The 17,163-nt window shown below is 73.0% G+C and carries 17 protein-coding genes; 13 read left to right on the top strand and 4 right to left on the bottom strand.

Annotation, left to right across the window (positions count from 1 at the left end; translation table 11 throughout):
- Positions 1-101 precede the first annotated feature (101 nt).
- Both LJB74_RS15810 and LJB74_RS15805 read left to right on the top strand, forming a co-directional pair.
- Complete coding sequence (locus LJB74_RS15810) at positions 102-602, top strand: hypothetical protein (protein ID WP_259309446.1); 501 nt, start codon at positions 102-104, stop codon at positions 600-602.
- Positions 603-751: 149 nt separating this feature from the next.
- Positions 752-883: a molybdopterin oxidoreductase gene (locus LJB74_RS15805; protein ID WP_259309445.1), complete on the top strand. Its 132-nt coding sequence runs from the start codon at positions 752-754 to the stop codon at positions 881-883.
- A gap of 85 nt (positions 884-968) precedes the next feature.
- On the opposite strand, the gene LJB74_RS15800 is transcribed toward LJB74_RS15805, so the two are convergent.
- Positions 969-2,123 (bottom strand): multidrug effflux MFS transporter, encoded by a 1,155-nt coding sequence (locus LJB74_RS15800; RefSeq protein WP_310650859.1) that lies wholly within the window; start codon positions 2,121-2,123, stop codon positions 969-971.
- A gap of 108 nt (positions 2,124-2,231) precedes the next feature.
- On the opposite strand from LJB74_RS15800, the gene LJB74_RS15795 reads away from it, so the two are divergent.
- A complete protein-coding gene (locus LJB74_RS15795; protein ID WP_259309444.1) occupies positions 2,232-2,957 on the top strand; it encodes an SOS response-associated peptidase in 726 nt (241 codons plus the stop codon).
- Here the strand turns inward: LJB74_RS15795 and LJB74_RS15790 are convergent.
- Both LJB74_RS15790 and LJB74_RS15785 read right to left on the bottom strand, forming a co-directional pair.
- The gene (locus LJB74_RS15790) at positions 2,930-4,189 is read right to left on the bottom strand and encodes an adenylate/guanylate cyclase domain-containing protein (protein ID WP_310650858.1); all 1,260 of its coding nucleotides are present in this window, start codon (positions 4,187-4,189) and stop codon (positions 2,930-2,932) included. The two genes, LJB74_RS15795 and LJB74_RS15790, sit on opposite strands and share 28 nt — an antisense overlap.
- A 14-nt stretch (positions 4,190-4,203) precedes the next feature.
- Positions 4,204-5,091, bottom strand: coding sequence for a biotin--[acetyl-CoA-carboxylase] ligase (locus LJB74_RS15785; RefSeq protein WP_259309443.1), 888 nt, complete (start codon positions 5,089-5,091; stop codon positions 4,204-4,206).
- Between the two features lie 154 nt (positions 5,092-5,245).
- Here LJB74_RS15785 and LJB74_RS15780 point away from each other — a divergent pair, with 154 nt between their 5' ends.
- From LJB74_RS15780 to LJB74_RS15765, 4 genes are read left to right on the top strand one after another with little or no spacing between them, the layout of a single operon-like run.
- Positions 5,246-6,865, top strand: a complete 1,620-nt coding sequence (locus LJB74_RS15780) for an acyl-CoA carboxylase subunit beta (protein WP_259309442.1) — start codon at positions 5,246-5,248, stop codon at positions 6,863-6,865.
- On the top strand, positions 6,862-7,455 hold the full coding sequence (locus LJB74_RS15775) for a hypothetical protein (RefSeq protein WP_259309441.1): 594 nt from the start codon (positions 6,862-6,864) through the stop codon (positions 7,453-7,455). The genes LJB74_RS15780 and LJB74_RS15775 overlap by 4 nt, the downstream gene beginning before the upstream one ends.
- Positions 7,452-7,691 (top strand): acyl-CoA carboxylase epsilon subunit, encoded by a 240-nt coding sequence (locus LJB74_RS15770; protein ID WP_259309440.1) that lies wholly within the window; start codon positions 7,452-7,454, stop codon positions 7,689-7,691. Before LJB74_RS15775 ends, LJB74_RS15770 begins: the two co-directional genes overlap by 4 nt.
- Before the next feature lie 46 nt (positions 7,692-7,737).
- Positions 7,738-9,513: a DUF885 domain-containing protein gene (locus LJB74_RS15765; protein WP_259309439.1), complete on the top strand. Its 1,776-nt coding sequence runs from the start codon at positions 7,738-7,740 to the stop codon at positions 9,511-9,513.
- Positions 9,514-9,526: 13 nt separating this feature from the next.
- Here LJB74_RS15765 and LJB74_RS15760 read toward each other — a convergent pair whose 3' ends face one another.
- Positions 9,527-10,210, bottom strand: a complete 684-nt coding sequence (locus LJB74_RS15760; RefSeq protein ID WP_259309438.1) for a vitamin K epoxide reductase family protein — start codon at positions 10,208-10,210, stop codon at positions 9,527-9,529.
- Between the two features lie 71 nt (positions 10,211-10,281).
- On the opposite strand from LJB74_RS15760, the gene LJB74_RS15755 reads away from it, so the two are divergent.
- The 6 genes from LJB74_RS15755 to efeB all read left to right on the top strand — a co-directional run bounded on the left by LJB74_RS15755 (position 10,282) and on the right by efeB (position 17,158).
- Entirely contained in the window at positions 10,282-10,989 is a 708-nt protein-coding gene (locus LJB74_RS15755) for a nucleoside triphosphate pyrophosphatase (protein ID WP_259309437.1), read from the top strand.
- A gap of 192 nt (positions 10,990-11,181) precedes the next feature.
- Positions 11,182-12,966, top strand: a complete 1,785-nt coding sequence (locus LJB74_RS15750) for a biotin carboxylase N-terminal domain-containing protein (protein ID WP_259309436.1) — start codon at positions 11,182-11,184, stop codon at positions 12,964-12,966.
- Positions 12,967-13,056: 90 nt separating this feature from the next.
- Entirely contained in the window at positions 13,057-13,581 is a 525-nt protein-coding gene (locus tag LJB74_RS15745; protein WP_259309435.1) for an NUDIX domain-containing protein, read from the top strand.
- Positions 13,582-13,794: 213 nt separating this feature from the next.
- Positions 13,795-14,652, top strand: a complete 858-nt coding sequence (efeU, locus tag LJB74_RS15740) for an iron uptake transporter permease EfeU (RefSeq protein WP_259309434.1) — start codon at positions 13,795-13,797, stop codon at positions 14,650-14,652.
- A complete protein-coding gene (efeO, locus tag LJB74_RS15735; protein WP_259309433.1) occupies positions 14,649-15,827 on the top strand; it encodes an iron uptake system protein EfeO in 1,179 nt (392 codons plus the stop codon). The genes efeU and efeO overlap by 4 nt, the downstream gene beginning before the upstream one ends.
- Entirely contained in the window at positions 15,824-17,158 is a 1,335-nt protein-coding gene (gene efeB / locus LJB74_RS15730; protein WP_259309432.1) for an iron uptake transporter deferrochelatase/peroxidase subunit, read from the top strand. The genes efeO and efeB overlap by 4 nt, the downstream gene beginning before the upstream one ends.
- The last annotated feature ends 5 nt before the right edge of the window (positions 17,159-17,163 follow it).

Here is a 17,163-nt window from a genome sequence, read left to right as displayed (position 1 = left end):
CCCACCATCGGGCGGGGCGCACCCTTGTCTGCAGCCGCGAGACGACCCGCGCGACCCGCCCCGTCCGGCACAATGGGACTCTCCACGACGAAGGAGCTCCCGTGAGGCCGTCCCCATCCGGTCGCCGTGCCACTCGACCCACCACACGGTCCGCCGCGCTGTCGGTCGTCGTCGCCATCGGCATCGCGCTCGGCCTGAGCGCCTGCTCCCAGGCCGCCGATCTCAAGGACTCCGCCCAGAACGCCGTCGACAGCGTCCGCTCGCGCGTCGACGAGGCGCGGGCCTCGATCGACTCGATCACGACGACCATCAACGACGCGCGCACCACGCTCGCCGGCGTGGACTCCTCGGCCCGGGCCGCCGTCGACACCGCGAGCAGCGCGATCGCGACAGCCCGGAGCGCGCTCGACGCCCAGACCGCCACCCCGAGCCCCGCGACCACCGCGGCGCTCACGCGCGCCGACTCCGCGCTCGCCGCAGCGAAGACACAGCTCGATGCCGCGGCCGCCGGCGTCGACGGCGCCGCCAAGACGGTCCTCGAGTCACTGTCCACCCAGGTCGAGAAGCTGCGTCAGCAGGTGGCCGCAGCAGCCGCAGCCTGACGCCGACCGGCGCGACTCGCCAGACGCACCTCCGCACGGTCCACCGCACATGCTGGTGGGAGGCTCCCGCCTGTGCCGACCGGGTGAAGTTTCTGAGAACGACCGGTCAAAGGGATGTTGTCGGCGGTCATCGTGCCGATGACACCGGTATGGAACCGCACCGGATCGCCCAGCGGCAGGGTGAGCACCCTCACCCCGTCGAGTGGTGGGTCGTGGCCGCCTGGTCCTCGCTCGCTCTCGTCGTGCTCGCCGGCATCGGCGGGGCCGTCGGGCTCGGCTGAGCTCAGGCCGCCGACCACCCACCGCGCCGGTACGCCGGCGTGGCGATCATCAGCACCGCCAGGGCCGTCACCGAGGCGCTGACCATCACGGTCCCCATCGCGACCGCGTTCCCCCGAGCACCCCGACGAGTGGGCTCACGACCCCGGCGACACCGGCCTGCAGCGAGCCGATGACCGCCGCAGCCGTTCCGGCGATCTCGCCGTGACGGCTGAGCGCGAGCGCCGACGCGTTGGGCGGGACGAAGTTGATCGTCCCCATGAGGAGCCACAGGACGACGAGCAGCGGCACCAGCTCGTGCGGGAGCAGATGCACCACGGCGAACAGGCTCGCGGTGAGCATCAACGAGATCGGCAGCGCGACGCGCAGGATGCGCACGGGGGCGACCCGGCGCACGAGGGCGGCATTGATCTGCGCACCGCCGACCAGGGCGATGCCGTTGAAGGCGAACAGCAGCCCGAACTGGTTGGCGGACAGACCGAACCCCTCACGCAGCACGAACGGTGACCCGACGACGTAGCTCATGAGGATCACCATCCCGAGGCCAGGCAGCACCGCGAGCGCGACGAAGTGGCGATCGCGCACCAGGGTGCGGTACCCGGCCAGCGCCGACCGGAGGCCACCCTCGCGTCGGCGCTCCACCGGCAGGGTCTCCGGCATCCGCCGCCACAGCAGGACCCACAGCGCGACACCGGCCAGGGCCAGCGCCAGGAACACCGCGCGCCACCCGGCCTGACCGGCGATCAGCCCACCGATCGACGGCGCGAACAGCGGCGAGACACCGATCACCAGCATGAGCCGTGACAACAGCTGGGACGCGTCGGCGCCGACGAACCGGTCCCGGATCACCGCCATCGCGGACACGGTCGCCGCGGCGTTGAAGAAGCCCTGGAGGGACCGGGCCGCGATCATCGGGACGATGCTCGGCGCGATCGCGCACAAGAGCGACGTGAGCACGTGCAGGGCGATGCCGACCATGGCCGGCCGTCGGCGTCCGAACCGGTCGGAGAGCGGACCGATCACGAGCTGGCCGAGCGCACCACCGACCAGCATCGCGGTGATGGTGAGCTGCGCGGCGGTCGCCGTCGTGTGCAGGTCACGTGCGACGTCGGGCAGGGACGGCAGGTACATGTCCGTCGAGATCGCCGGGAGCGTCGTCATCGAACCCAGGAGCAGCACGTACCTGGCGCTCGGGCGCGTCGTCCGGCGGGCGTCGTCCCGGGGCTCGCCGACGTCACTCACGAGTGCTGATCGTGCCACGCCCACCTGGGGAAGTCGAATCGATTCGACGCGGCGACCGCGTCGCGCCCGGACGACCCGCGTCGCGGCTCCCGGTGCAGACTGGATCGCATGTGCGGCCGCTTCGCCTCGTTCCGCGAGGCCCAGGACCTTGCCGACGCGTTCGCCCTCGCCGAGGTCGCGGACGACGCACGCCTGCTCCCACCCTCGTGGAACGTCGCGCCGACCCAGCAGATCCGGATCGTGGTCGAGCGTGAGAGCAGCGACACGCACGAGGTCGTCCGCTCGCTGCGGCTCGCGCGGTGGGGACTCGTCCCCTCCTGGGCGAAGGACCCGTCGGTCGGCGCCCGGATGATCAACGCCCGGTCCGAGACCGCCCAGGAGAAGCCGTCGTTCAGCCGGGCATTCGCACGCCGACGCGCGATCGTCCCCGCCGACGCGTACTACGAGTGGGCCGCGCCGCCGCCCGGCAGCACCACCACCTCGAAGCAGCCGTACGCGATCCGCGCCGCGGACGGCGCACCACTGGCGTTCGCGGGACTGTACGAGTTCTGGAAGACGCCCGGGACACCCGAGGACGGCGTCGACCCGTGGCTCGTCACCGCCACGATCCTCACCACGGCCGCGCAGGGAGAGCTCCGAGCGATCCACGATCGCCAACCCGTGATCCTCGGACCGCAGACCTGGGACCTCTGGCTCGACCCGTCCGTCGACCCGCCTGCGGCCGCGGACCTGCTCCGCCTGCCGCCGCCTGATCTCGTCGCCGTCCCGGTCTCGACCGCCGTGAACCGCGTCGGGACAGACGGACCTCAGCTGCTCGCGCCGCTCGCACCCTGATCGGGCACCTGCACCTGATCGGACACCCGTACCTGATCGGACACGGCACCCCGGTCGAGCACCGCACTCTGCTCGCGCACCGCACTCTGCTCGCGCACCGCACTCTGCTCGAGCACCGCACTCTGCTCGAACGGCGCACCCTGCTCGAACACCGCACCCCGGTCGAGCACCGCGTCCTGGTCGCCGGACCAGCGGAGCAGCACCGGGGCGATCGCGCCGAGCCCCTGCACCTCGCGCGGCTCCTGCCGCACGAGGACGAAGCGCGGATCACCGGCCAGATGGTCCGCGGTCGTCTGGTCGATCAGCACGCTGCGAGGTCGCGCCTCGTCCGCGAGCCGCGCCGCGAGGTTGACCGGCGGCCCGAACACGTCGCCGAAGCGCGAGAGCACCCGCCCCCACACCATCGAGACCCGCACCGGTGGCGTGATGCCCTCGGAGCCGATCTCGCGGGCGAGGCCCAGCGCGACATCGGCACCGGTGGCGACGTCGTCCGCGACGAACAGCACGGCGTCACCGATCGTCTTGACCACGCGCCCGCCCGCAGCGGACACGACGTCGCGCGCCGCGGTCTCGAAGCGCTGCACGAACGCCGAGAGCTCGGTGTAGTCCAGTCCGGCGCTCACACGCGTGAACGAGACCATGTCCGCGAATCCCACCGCCCGCGGGAGCGGCAACGCATGCCGGTCGGCCGTCTGAGGCGCACGCAGCTCGGCGAACTCGGCGGCGAACCGACCGGCGACCGCCGCCAGGTGCCGGCGCCACGAGTAGACGAGCTGCGCCTCGAGGAGCGGGGCGAGCCCGGCGAGCCGGTCGAGCACGAGCAGCCGGGCGCTCACGTCGTCGAGCTCGTACCGGCGGGCCATGTCCTCGACGAGCGCCTCGACCTCCCAGAGGGCCAACCGGTCCGCGGTGTGACCGAGGGCGCGCGTCAACGTGATGACGGTACTCATCTCGAGCCCGTGGTCCCGCACGAGCTCCAGCACGTGGCCGAGCGCCGCGGCATCGTCGGCCGTCAGGACCGTGTCGTCGATGTCGGCCCTCGGGAGACCGAGCGTCTGCCAGTACCGCCGCACGACGTCGAGCTCGACGTCGAGATCCGTCGCCACCTGACGCATGGTCAGGACACGCGGACCGCCGAGCAGCCGGTCGTCCAGGGCGGACACCGTCGAGGTCCCCGGCTCGTGCGCTGCCGGGACCGAGGGGCGGTCAGGGGATCCGGCGTCGTCGGGCACGTCCTGAGCGTAATTCACGCGGTCGCACGGAGGTGACGCACGTCACCTGCCAGGACCGAACGGACGCGACCGGACGTCTCCTCGACCACGAGGGAACCGTCCGGACCGAGCGCCAGCGCCTGCCCCTCGACCACCACGTCACCCGGGAGATCGACCCGCACCTTGCGCCCGAGCGTGCCGCAGACGGCCGTGCACTCGTCGGCGAGGCCGGCCGCGACCGCATCGCCGTGCGCCTCCCGCCACCGCGCGTCGACGGAGACGACCGCGTCGACGAGGGCCACGAGCAGCGTCTCGCGGTCGATCTCCCCCGCACCGGCCGTGAGCAGGGATGCGGCCGACTCGACCGGAAGCTCGTCGGGCTCCTGCGACACGTTGATGCCGATGCCCACGATCGCCGCCGGCCCGACCGACGTCGTCACGAGCTCGCTGAGGATCCCCCCGATCTTGCGATCCGTGTCCCAGCCCGGGAGCTCCGTCCTGTCCGGAGAGCTCACCAGGAGGTCGTTCGGCCACTTGAGCCGGACGTCGACGCCCGTGGTGCCCCGCAGTGCCGTCACCCCCGCCAGACCAGCGAGCAACGGGAGCCAGCCGAACGTCGGGAGCGGCACGCCCGGCCCGGGCCGGAGCAGGAACGAGACCGCGAGCGAGGAGCGCGACGGCGCCTCCCAGTGCCGGCCGGCCCGCCCACGCCCTGCGGTCTGGAGCTCGGCCACCAGCACCGTGCGATCGGGCAAGGAGGCCGGGTCGCGCGCGAGGGTGGCGGCGATGTCCGCGTTCGTCGAGCCGGAACTCTCCACGACGTCGAGCCGCGCGAGTGGCCCACCAGGGGCGAGAAGAAGCTCCCGCAGGACCGACACCCGGAGCGCGGGGCGGGCCGACGGTCGGCCGGGGGGACTCGTCATGGCGCCATCCTGCCCCGTCCGGGGCGACCCGGGCGCCACCCGAATGGGCGTCGCACGCGCCCGCGAGCCGTTGTGGGAAACCGACGGACGAGTCACCGACCTGCGGTACGGCGGCACCACCACCCGGCACGGGCCGACCAACTAGTCTCGTCGTGTGACTGAGACCACCACGGGCGACCCCGCTCCCGCGTCCACCCTTCACGGGACGTCAGCGAAGCTGGACGATCTCCGGGCACGGCACGCCGCCGCGGTCGTCGCCTCCGAGCAGGTCGCCGCCGAGAGACAGCACCCGCGCGGGAAGAAGACCGCCCGCGAGCGCATCGACGCCCTGCTCGACGCGGGCTCCTTCGTGGAGCTCGACGCCTTCGCGCGTCACCGCTCGACGAACTTCGGTCTCGACAAGAAGCGCCCGCACGGGGATGGCGTCGTGGTGGGGCACGGCACCGTCGACGGTCGGCAGGTCTGCGTCTACTCGCAGGACTTCTCGGTGTTCGGCGGCAGCCTCGGCGAGGTCCACGGGCAGAAGATCACCAAGGTGATGGACCTCGCCCTGCGCACCGGCGTCCCTCTCATCGGCATCAGCGACGGTGGCGGCGGCGCGCGCATCCAGGAGGGTGTCGCCGGCCTCACGCAGTTCGCGGAGATCTTCCGCCGCAACGTCGCCGCCTCCGGGGTGATCCCGCAGATCTCGCTGATCCTCGGTCCGTCCGCCGGCGGCGCGGTCTACTCCCCCGCGCTGACCGACTTCATCATCATGGCGGACGGCACGTCCAACATGTTCATCACCGGACCCGACGTGATCCGCTCTGTGACGGGCGAGAACGTCGGCTTCGAGGAGCTCGGCGGCGCCACGACGCACAACACGCGCTCGGGTGTCGCCCACTACCTCGCGACCGACGAGGACGACGCCCTCGACTACGCGCGGATGCTCCTCTCGTACCTCCCGCAGAACAACCTCACCGACCCGCCCGTCTACCCGGTCGACGCCGTCGAGGTCGAGGTCACCGAGGAGGATCGGGACCTCGACACGCTGATCCCCGACTCGGACAGCCAGCCGTACGACATGCGCACGGTCGTCGAGCACGTCCTCGACGACGGCGTACTTCTCGAGGTTCAGCCGTTGTACGCGGAGAACGTGCTGATCGGCTTCGGCCACGTCGAGGGTCACCCGGTGGGGATCGTCGCGAACCAGCCGCTCCGGATGGCCGGCACCCTCGACATCAACGCCGCGGAGAAGGCCGCGCGGTTCGTGCGGACCTGCGACGCGTTCAACATTCCGGTGCTGACCTTCGTGGACGTCCCCGGGTTCCTCCCCGGCACCGACCAGGAGTGGAACGGGATCATCCGTCGCGGCGCGAAGCTGATCTTCGCCTACGCCGAGGCGACGGTCCCGCTCGTCACGGTCATCACCCGCAAGGCCTACGGCGGCGCGTACATCGTCATGGGATCGAAGCAGCTCGGCGCGGACATCAACCTCGCGTGGCCCACCGCGCAGATCGCCGTCATGGGCGCCGGCGGGGCCGTCAACATCCTCCAGAGATCAGCGCTCGCCGCGGTCGACACGGCCGGCGGCGACGTCGACGCCGAGCGCGCCCGGCTCACCGCCGAGTACGAGGAGGCGATCGTCAACCCCTGGGACGCCGCCGACCGCGGGTACGTGGACGCCGTGATCGAACCGTCCGAGACCCGCACGCAGATCGTCCGCGCCCTGCGCGCGCTGCGCACCAAGCGCGCGAGCCTGCCGGCCAAGAAGCACGGGAACATCCCGCTGTGATCCCTGAGCCGCAGCACGACCCGGACGAGGCAGCAGGCGTGCCCGACCCGGACCTGGACCGGTCGGACAGCACGATCGGCCGGACACCCGCGGTCGACGGCACGTCGATGCACGACGCGGTGGACGCGCTCGCGACGGCGCTCCACGGCTACGTCGACACCGTGATCGGGGTACGGACGGAGTTCAACGCGCACGACGCCGACGAGGACCCGCGGGTGCTCGCCCTCGAGAGCCGCATCGGTGCGCTCAACGGCGCGCTGTACGACGAGATCCACCGGCTCCTCGGCCTGCACCCGGACCTCACGACCCTCGCCTGGACGAACCGGTGGACCCAGGACGACCCGGACGCCCCGCGCCCGCAGGCCGACCTCGACACCTTCAGCCTCGGCTTCGTGGTGAGCCCGACGGCCGGACCGACCGGCTCGACGCTGGACGCCGTGCTCGAGCTCCTCGACGCCGGGGGTGAGGCGCTCGTGGCCCAGCTCACCGGCGCGGGCTTCGAGGTCCTCGAGTGGGCGACGACACGCGGCGGCCCCGCCCCGTTCGACGACCTCGAGGACGACGACGAGGACGAGGAGGACGACGAGTGACCGAGGAGACCGGCCAGTCGCTCGTGCACGTCTCGGTCGTGCGCGGAGCACCCGACGACGTCGAGCTCGCCGCCCTGGTCGCCGGTCTGGTGGCAGCCTCGGGCAGCACCGACGCACCCCCTGCGGCGGCCACGAGCGCCTGGGCCGACCACGCGCGTCGGCTGCGCCGGCCGGGGAGCGCGGGGACGGTCGCCCTGCACGGCCCGGACGCGTGGCGCTGGAGCCTGCGCGACTGACCCGCCCTCACCCCGAGGCTCCGGCCGTCGGCGATAGGGTCGGGCGATGAGCTCGCCAGCACCGCGACACCAGGCCCCGACCCCGTCCGAGGGGACGCCCCCGGCGACGGGCGACCGGACCCCAGCCGGACGCCCGACGACCCGCATCGACGAGATCGCCGATGCGTACGTCGCGACGGTGGCCCGGCTGGACCCGATCCAGGCCACGTCGATGGGGATCCCCGGGCACGACCACGAGCTGACGGACCTGTCCCCCGACGGTCACGCGGCCAGGTTCGACGCCGCGCGCGCCGTCCTCGCCGCGCTGTCGACCGCAGAGCCCCAGGACGAGACGGACCGCGTGACCGTCGCGGCGATGCGCGAACGACTCGGCCTCGAGCTCGAGCTGGCCGACGCGCACGAGCAGCTCGCCTCCCTCAACGTGATCGCCTCACCCGTGCAGGCGTTGCGCGACGTCTTCGACCTCATGCCGACCGCCGACCCCGACGACTGGTCCACGATCGCCGAGCGACTGCACGCGCTCCCCGCAGCGGTGACCGGCTACTGCGAGTCGTTGCGCGCGGCGGCGCGGGACGGGCGGGTCGCCGCGATCCGTCAGGTGCGCGAGGCGTCCGCCGAGGCCGAGGAGCTCGCGGACCCGTCCCGGTCGTTCTTCACGGCGCTGACCTCGGGCCGCGCCGCGGCGCTCGCCCTCGACGAGTCGGCGGCGTGCTCTCTCGTCCGGCGCGAGCTCGAGCACGGCGCTCAGGCGGCCCGGGAGGCGTACGGGACGCTCGCGACATTCCTGCGCAGCGAACTCGCCCCGCAGGCCCCCGAGGCGGACGGCGTCGGGCGGGAGCGGTACGCGCTCTGGTCGCGCCACTTCCTCGGTGCCACCGTCGACCTCGACGAGACGTACGCGTGGGGGCTCGACGAGCTCGCGCGCATCGTCGCGGAGCAGGAGGACGTCGCCCGGCAGATCGCCGGACCCGGCGCCACGGTCGCCGAGGCGATCGCCGTCCTCGACGCCGACCCGTCCCGCGCGCTGCACGGCACCGGGGAGCTCCACGCGTGGATGCAGGAGACAGCCGACGCGGCGATCGCCGCGCTGGACGGCGTGCACTTCGACATCCCCGCCCCCGTGCGGACCCTCGAGGCTCGCATCGCCCCCACGCACTCCGGGGGGATCTACTACACGCCGCCGAGCGACGACTTCTCCCGCCCCGGGCGCATGTGGTGGTCCGTCCCGGCCGGCGACGACGAGTTCACGACCTGGCGCGAGAAGACCACGGTCTTCCACGAAGGGGTCCCCGGTCACCACCTGCAGTTCGGGCAGGCGGTGTTCCGGCGCGACACGCTCAACAGGTGGCGCCGGCTCGGCTGCTGGGTGTCCGGCCACGGCGAGGGCTGGGCCCTGTACGCCGAACGCCTCATGGCGGACCTCGGGTTCCTCGACGACCCCGGTGACCGGCTCGGGATGCTCGACGGCCAGCGGCTGCGCGCCGCACGCGTCGTCCTCGACATCGGCGTCCACCTCGGCCTGCCGTTCCCGGCCCACCTGGGCGGAGGCGGTGCCTGGGACGCCGCGAAGGCCTGGGAGTTCCTGCGGGGCAACGCCGCGATGTCCGAGGAGGTCCTGCGGTACGAGCTCAACCGGTACCTGGGCTGGCCCGGTCAGGCGCCGTCGTACAAGGTCGGCCAGCGCCTGTGGGAGCAGGTGCGTGACCGCGCCGTGCAGGACGCCCGGGCGCAGGGTGGCGAGCTCGACCTGCGCGCCTTCCACGCCCGGGCGCTCGACCTCGGCTCCGTCGGGCTGGACGTGCTGGCCGACGCACTGACCTGATCCAGCGACCTGATCAGGCGAACAGCCGGCTCCCGTACTTGAGCAGGATCGACGCTGCGAGCAGCACGATCCAGGTGACCAGCAGGTACGCGTCGACGTCGCTGCGCACGATCTCCAGGAGGCGACGCTGCAGCCGCCTCGGGAGGAAGAGGTTGTCCTGCAGGACGTTCGCGTGCAGGAGGGTCGCGAACGAGATGGTCGTCGCGAGCATCACGAGCAGGCACCACGGGCACAGCGCGCCGATCACGAACATCGACTGCGAGAACAGCCAGTAGGCGAAGCCGAGGGCGATCGTGTACATGACCTGCGCCCCGAGCATGAACCACCGCGGGAACCGCACGCCGGCCATCCCGGCCAGCGCGATCGTCATCACGACCGGGGCGAACGCCACCCCGAGGAACGCGTTCGGGAAGCCGAGCAGCGCGGCCTGCCACGAGACGCCGACCGTCCCGCACGAGATCACCGCGTTGACGTTGCACGTCAGCGCGGCGTTCTTGTCCCCCGCCAGGATCACCGCGTCGTTCGACAGGACGAGCGACCCGAGCAGGCTCAGCGCGGCGGCGACCAGCATCACGCCGAAGATCCAGAGGTTCGAGTGACGCCAGCCCGTCGGGACGGCGGAGTCGTCCTCCACGGCCCCCAGGTCCGGGTCGGACGGTTCTGCAGGGCGCTGTGCGGCACGGCTCGCGTTGGGCATGCCTCATTCTGACCCGTCGCACGCCGGACACGCGAGCACCCCCGCTGGTCGGCCGCGTACCCTCGCTGCTCGTGACCCGACTGCTGCTGGCCTCCGCCTCCCCCGCGCGACGCGCGACGCTCGTCTCCGCCGGGATCGACCCGCTCGTCGCGGTCTCCGGCGTGGACGAGGACGCGGTGCTCGCCGCGGCGCACGCACGCTTCGGAGCGCTCGCGCCGGCCGACGCCGTCCTCGTGCTCGCCCAGGCGAAGGTCGAGGCGACCGCCCGCGGGCTGTCCGACGGCACGCTCGAGGCCACCGGGTCGACGGCAGCCGTCGACGGGATCCTCCCGGACACCGACGACGAGTCCACCGGGGTCATCCTGCTCGGCTGCGACTCGATGCTCGAGCTCGACGGCGTCGTCCTCGGGAAGCCGCTCGACGCGATCGACGCCGTCGCGCGCTGGCAGGCGATGCGTGGGCGCACCGGGACCCTGCACACCGGTCACTGGCTGATCGATGACCGTGCCGTCGAGGCCGGCGGGACCCGCGGCACGCTCGGCGCGACCTCCTCCACGATCGTCCACTTCGCCGACGTCTCCGACGCCGAGATCCACGCCTACGTCGGAACCGGGGAGCCGCTCGCGGTCGCCGGCGCCTTCACGATCGACGGTCTCGGCGGTGCGTTCATCACCGGCATCGAGGGGGACCACCACGGCGTCGTCGGGTTGAGCCTGCCGCTGCTCCGGGAGCTGCTCGGCGAGATCGGCGTCGCGATCACCGACCTCTGGACGTCCTGACGGCGCGACGGGCGCCGCCACCGGCAACCTTTGTCAACCAGGCACAACGCCACGCCGCCTGACCCGCACCACGCTCAGCGATCTTGTAGTGACCCTCCAAGTCTGGTGACATCGGCTTGGGCACTCCCCCAATCTTGTCCGCGCGGTCGGCGTCGAGCGTGATCGGCCCAGCCCGTCGCGTTACGGTGAGCCGTGCCCGTCATCTCGAAGGTCCTCGTCGCCAACCGCGGCGAGATCGCCGTCCGCATCGTCCGTGCCTGCCGTGACGCCCGGATCGCCTCGGTCGCCGTGTACGCCGACTCCGACCGGGAGTCGCTGCACGTCACGCTTGCCGACGAGGGGTACGCCCTCGACGGCGCCCGCGCCGCGGAGACCTACCTCGACATCGGCAAGCTGCTCGACGTGGCCCGGCGTTCCGGCGCCGACGCGGTGCACCCCGGGTACGGCTTCCTCGCGGAGAACGCGACGTTCGCCCAGGCGGTGATCGACGCCGGCCTCGTGTGGATCGGTCCGCCGCCGTCGGCGATCGAGGCGCTCGGCGACAAGGTCAGCGCACGCCACATCGCCCAGCGCGCCGGCGCGCCGCTCGTCGCGGGAACGCCGGACCCGGTGTCCGACGCGAGCGAGATCCACGCGTTCGCGGCCGCTCACGGCCTCCCGGTCGCGATCAAGGCGGCGTTCGGCGGCGGTGGCCGCGGCCTCCGCGTCGCCCGCACCGTCGAGGAGATCGACAGCCAGTACGACTCGGCGGTGCGCGAGGCCGTCGCCGCGTTCGGCCGTGGGGAGTGCTTCGTCGAGCGGTACCTCGACCGGCCGCGGCACGTCGAGACCCAGTGCCTCGCCGACGAGCACGGCACGGTCGTCGTCGTGTCGACCCGCGACTGCTCGCTGCAGCGCCGCCACCAGAAGCTCGTCGAGGAGGCGCCGGCACCGTTCCTGTCGGACGCGCAGAACGCCGAGCTCGTGGCGTCGTCCGTCGCGATCCTGCGCGAAGCCGGCTACGTCGGTGCGGGGACGTGCGAGTTCCTCGTCGGCGCGGACGGCACGATCTCGTTCCTCGAGGTCAACACCCGCCTCCAGGTCGAGCACCCGGTCACCGAGGAGGTCAGCGGCATCGACCTCGTGCGCGAGCAGCTGCGCATCGCCGCCGGCGAGCCGCTCGGGTACGACCACGTCGAGACCCGCGGCCACTCGTTCGAGTTCCGGATCAACGGCGAGGACCCGTCCAACGGCTTCCTGCCTGCGCCGGGCCGCATCACGACCCTCACGTTGCCGACCGGTCCTGGCGTCCGCGTCGACACGGGCGTCGTCGAGGGCGACACGGTGTCGGGCGCGTTCGACTCGATGATCGCGAAGCTCGTCGTCACGGGCGCGACGCGCACGCAGGCCGCCGAGCGGGCACGACGCGCGCTCGCCGAGCTCGAGGTCGCCGGCATCCCGACCGTCGTCCCGTTCCACCGTGCGGTCATCGAGAACGAGGCGTTCGTCCCGGCCGACCCGGACGAGCCCTTCCGGGTGCACACGCTGTGGATCGAGACGGAGTTCTCGGACCAGCTCGCCGGTCTCACCGGGGAGCCGACGTCGGGCACCGCGACCACCGAGGAGCCGGCGGCGATGGAGCGGGTGGTCGTCGAGGTCGGCGGCAAGCGGCTCGAGGTCGTGATCCCTGCGGGGCTGGCGCTCGGCGGTGGGCGCGGGCGCCCCGGTGCCGTCGCGCGGCGGCCGGTACGACGTGCCACGACGCGCCTCAGCGCCGCGCTCGGCACCGGTCTGACGTCCCCGATGCAGGGCACCATCGTCAAGGTCGCGGTCGAGGACGGTGCAGCCGTGCTCGAGGGCGACCTCGTGGTCGTGCTCGAGGCGATGAAGATGGAGCAGCCGCTCCTCGCGCACCGGTCCGGGACGGTGCGCGGGCTCGCTGCCGCCGTCGGGGCGAGCATCAGCGCCGGGACCATGATCTGCGAGATCCTCGACTGATCTGGACCGCGCGACGCGCTGGTGCGCGCTGCGCGAGTCGACGCAGCGCGGTCTCTGGGGCAGGGGCGTGATCCGTGGCACGCTCGTGCCATGCCTCGCTCCTCGGACGGTGACCCCACGTCCCCGCACCCGCCGGTGCGCCCTCCGCACCCCGGTGACGGCTGGGTCGTGTGCACGTGCGGTCGTCGGCACTGGGGCCTGCACGGAGCCGCCGGGCTGCTCCTCGCGCGGCGCGACGCCGTCGGCCGGGTCGAGGCGGTCGTGATGCAGCACCGTGCGCTGTGGAGCGACCAGGGCGGGACCTGGGGCATCCCGGGTGGTGCGCGGGGACCCGACGAGACCGTCCGGCAGGCGGCGCTGCGCGAGGCCGCGGAGGAGGCGGGGATCGACCAGGACGCGGTCCGCGTGCTCGGCGACCACGTGCTCGACCACGGTCCCTGGAGCTACACCACGGTGCTCGCCGAGGTCGCCGGCGTCGTGACACCGCGGCCGACGGATGCGGAGAGCCTCGAGATCGCCTGGGTCGACCGGGATGACGTCGCCGGTCTCCCTCTTCTCCCGGCGTTCGCGACGGCGTGGCCCGGTCTGCTCGAGAGGCTCGACGGCGGCCTCTGAGGCCCTCGCGATGATCGCGCGCCTGGGGGCACCCCCGCACGACGGCGCGTGACGCGCCTCACACCGATCGGCGGCATCACCCCCTCCTGGGGCGGCGCGAGCATGTTGTAGGGTCCTCGTTGTTAGGTAAGGCTCACCTTCCTTTCCGGTCCATCCTCGACCCGGGGACCCGGGCAGACCCGAGCCCCATCCCCTCCCTCAACGGAAGCCACGATGATCGCCAACTACCTCATCGGCCTGCGCGAAGGCCTCGAAGCCGCCCTCGTCGTCGGGATCCTCGTCGCCTACCTCGTCAAGAGCGACCGCCGGAGCCACCTCCCGTTCCTGTGGGCCGGGGTCGGCACCGCCGCGCTCCTGTCTCTCGGGTTCGGCGCCCTCCTCAGCCTCGGCCCGCGCACCCTCGGGTTCACCGCGCAGGAGGCGCTCGGCGGGTTCCTCTCGATCGCCGCCGTCGCCCTGGTGACCTGGATGATCTTCTGGATGGGGCGCACCGCGCGACACCTCCGGACCGACCTCCAGCACCGCCTCGACAGCGCGTTCGCCGCCGGCCCCGTCGCCGTCCTCGTCGTCGCCCTTCTCGCCGTCGGTCGCGAGGGGCTCGAGACGGCGTTGTTCCTGTGGGCAGCCGCGTCGGCCGCCGGGTCGAACGCCCAGCCGCTGCTCGGCGCGACCCTCGGCCTGGCGACCGCCGTCGCGCTGGGGTGGCTCATCTACCGTGGCGCACTGCGGCTGAACCTCCGCGTCTTCTTCGCGTGGACCGGGGTGTTCCTCATCGTCGTCGCCGCGGGAGTCCTCGCCTACGGCGTGCACGACCTCCAGGAGGCCGGCCTGCTCCCGGGAGAGCACGCCCTCGCCTTCGACGTCTCGGCGGTCGTCCCCGCCACCAGCTGGTACGGCTCGCTCCTGACCGGCGTGCTGAACTTCTCCCCGGAGACCAGCTGGCTCCAGGCCACCGCCTGGGTCGCGTACGTCGTGCCGGTGCTCACGACGTTCGTGCGGTCGGTGTGGTTCGCCGCTCCGCGCCCGGCGACCACCGGACCCGTCGCAGCCCAGGCCGGAGCGGCCCGATGACGCGGCGGCCGGTCCTCGTCGGCGCCGCGCTCACCGCCGTCCTCGGCGGCTGCTCCGCGGCCCCCGCGGCCCTCTCCGCCGACGACCGCACCGTCTCCGTGACCGCCACGGACGACGGCTGCGCGCTCTCACCCGCTGCCACCGCCCCCGGCGTCCTCACCTTCGCGGTGACCAACGACGGCAGCGACGTGACCGAGTTCTACCTGCTCGGCACCGACGGCCGGACCGTCCTCGGCGAGGCCGAGAACATCGGCCCCGGGATCACCCGCGAGCTCGTCGTGGACGTGCAGCCCGGCTCCTACCTCGCCTCGTGCGTGCCGGGGATGTCGGGCGACGGCATCCGGTCGCCGTTCACCGTGACGGCCGGCACGGCAGCGAGCACGCCGGCCACCGTCGACCCCGCGATCGCCCAGGCACGGGCCACGTACCTCGGCTACGTGCGCGACCAGACCAGCCAGCTGCTCGACGCGACGCGCGAGTTCGCCGACGCGTACCGCTCGGGGGACACGGCGCGCGCGCGGACCCTCTACCCGACCGCGAGAACCCCCTGGGAACGGGTCGAACCCGTCGCCGAGGCGTTCGGCGACCTCGACCCGCGGATGGACCTGCGCGAGGCCGACGTCACGGACGGCGACGACTGGACCGGCTGGCACCGGCTCGAGAAGGACCTCTGGCCGCCGACCCCTGCGGCGAACGGCGGAGTCACGTACACGCCCCTCACGGCGCAGGAGCGCGAGCGGTATCTCGACCTCCTGCTCGCCGACACCCAGGACCTCGTCGACCGGACGCACGCCGACACCTTCAGCGTCGGCGTCGACCAGATCGGCAACGGCGCGGCCGCGCTGCTCGAGGAGATCGCGACCGGAAAGGTCACCGGCGAGGAAGAGACCTGGTCCCACACCGACCTGTGGGACGTCCAGGCGAACCTCGACGGCGCGACAGCCGCCTACGAGGCGCTGCGCGACCTCACGCTCGCCCGGGACCCCGAGCTCGCCACCCTGGTGGACGGCCGCGTCGGCGACGTCCAGGCCGTGCTCGACGCCCACCGCACGGCGACGGGCTTCGTGCCCTACACGGACCTGAGCAGCAGCGACGTCCAGACGCTCGCGCGCGTCGTCGACGCCCTCGGTGAGCCGCTGTCGCGACTGACCGCCGCCGTCCTCGCACCACGATGACGGCGCACCGGCCCACGACCGACCGGAGCAGCGGAGGTCTCACCCGTCGCACGGTGCTCGGTGCCGGCCTCGCCGCCGCTGGACTCTCCGGAGCCTTCGCCGGTGGCCTCGCGACGGCTCGCACGGCCCCGGCCGCGACCGCCGGCAGCGACGTCGTGCCCTTCCGGGGACGTCACCAGGCCGGCATCGTCACCCCGACGCAGGAGCACCTGCACCTCGCGAGCTGGGACGTCACGACGTCGAGCCGCACCGCGCTCGTCGCGCTGCTGCGTGCCTGGACGGTCGCGGCGGACCGCCTGACGCGCGGGCTCCCGGCCGGCGGCGGACCGGGCCTCGACGACGCGCCGCCGGCGGACACCGGCGAGGCCGTCGACCTCCCACCTGCACGCCTGACCCTCACCTTCGGCTTCGGCGCGACGTTGTTCGAGACCGCGGACGGCCGCGACCGGTTCGGGCTCGCCGGCCGCCGCCCGGCCGCCCTCGTGGACCTCCCGCACTTCGCGGGCGACGCCCTCGAGGAGAGCCGGTGCGGTGGTGACCTCATGGTCCAGGCCTGCGCCGACGACCCGCAGGTGGCGGTCCACGCGATCCGGAACCTCGCCCGGATCGCCTTCGGCACCGCCGCGGTCCGGTGGAGCCAGCTCGGCTACGGCCGCGCGTCGTCGACCTCGACCTCACAGCCGACGCCACGGAACCTGTTCGGCTTCAAGGACGGCACCGCGAACCTCACGGCGGAGCAGGACGACGCGCTCGCTGCGCACGTCTGGGTCCCCGGCGCCACCGGCACCACCGGCACCACCGGCACAGGCGCGGGCGCGGGCGACTGGATGGCGGACGGCTCGTACCTCGTCGCGCGACGCATCCGGATGCAGATCGAGACCTGGGACCGCACGTCGCTCCGCACGCAGGAGAGATCCGTCGGACGCTCGAAGCAGGAAGGTGCGCCGCTCTCGGGCGGTACCGAGCGCACCGAGCCCGACCTCGCGGCGACGGGACCGGACGGCACACCGCTCGTCCCGGTCGACTCGCACGTCGCCCTCGCCCACCCGAGCCGTCACGACGGGGTCCGGATGCTCCGGCGCGGCTACTCGTACACCGACGGCTCCGACGGCCTCGGCCACCTCGACGCCGGGCTCGTCTTCCTCGCCTACGTGCGCGACCCCCGGACGCACTACATCCCGATGCAGACCGCGCTCGCCCGCGACGACGCACTGTCCGAGTACCTCCGCCACACCGGCTCGAGCCTGTGGGCCGTGCCGCGCGGGATACCCGAGGACGCCGATCTCGCAGGCCCGAACGGCGCGTTCATCGGTGAGGGACTGCTGGCCTGAGCGGT

Source organism: Cellulomonas sp. P24 (genome assembly GCF_024704385.1).
Taxonomy (GTDB): Bacteria; Actinomycetota; Actinomycetes; order Actinomycetales; family Cellulomonadaceae; genus JAJDFX01.
Note: the sequence above shows the minus strand (reverse complement) of the source record. Positions and strands in the feature narration are given on the sequence as shown.

Excerpts from the sequence above, each read along its gene's own strand:
- LJB74_RS15765 (WP_259309439.1), top strand. The coding sequence starts at position 7,738 with ATGAGCTCGCCAGCACCGCGACACCAGGCCCCGACCCCGTCCGAGGGG.
- LJB74_RS15805 (WP_259309445.1), top strand. The coding sequence starts at position 752 with ATGGAACCGCACCGGATCGCCCAGCGGCAGGGTGAGCACCCTCACCCC.
- efeU (WP_259309434.1), top strand. The coding sequence starts at position 13,795 with ATGATCGCCAACTACCTCATCGGCCTGCGCGAAGGCCTCGAAGCCGCC.
- LJB74_RS15745 (WP_259309435.1), top strand. The coding sequence starts at position 13,057 with ATGCCTCGCTCCTCGGACGGTGACCCCACGTCCCCGCACCCGCCGGTG.
- efeO (WP_259309433.1), top strand. The coding sequence starts at position 14,649 with ATGACGCGGCGGCCGGTCCTCGTCGGCGCCGCGCTCACCGCCGTCCTC.
- LJB74_RS15785 (WP_259309443.1), bottom strand. The coding sequence starts at position 5,091 with ATGACGAGTCCCCCCGGCCGACCGTCGGCCCGCCCCGCGCTCCGGGTG.
- LJB74_RS15795 (WP_259309444.1), top strand. The coding sequence starts at position 2,232 with ATGTGCGGCCGCTTCGCCTCGTTCCGCGAGGCCCAGGACCTTGCCGAC.
- efeB (WP_259309432.1), top strand. The coding sequence starts at position 15,824 with ATGACGGCGCACCGGCCCACGACCGACCGGAGCAGCGGAGGTCTCACC.
- LJB74_RS15760 (WP_259309438.1), bottom strand. The coding sequence starts at position 10,210 with ATGCCCAACGCGAGCCGTGCCGCACAGCGCCCTGCAGAACCGTCCGAC.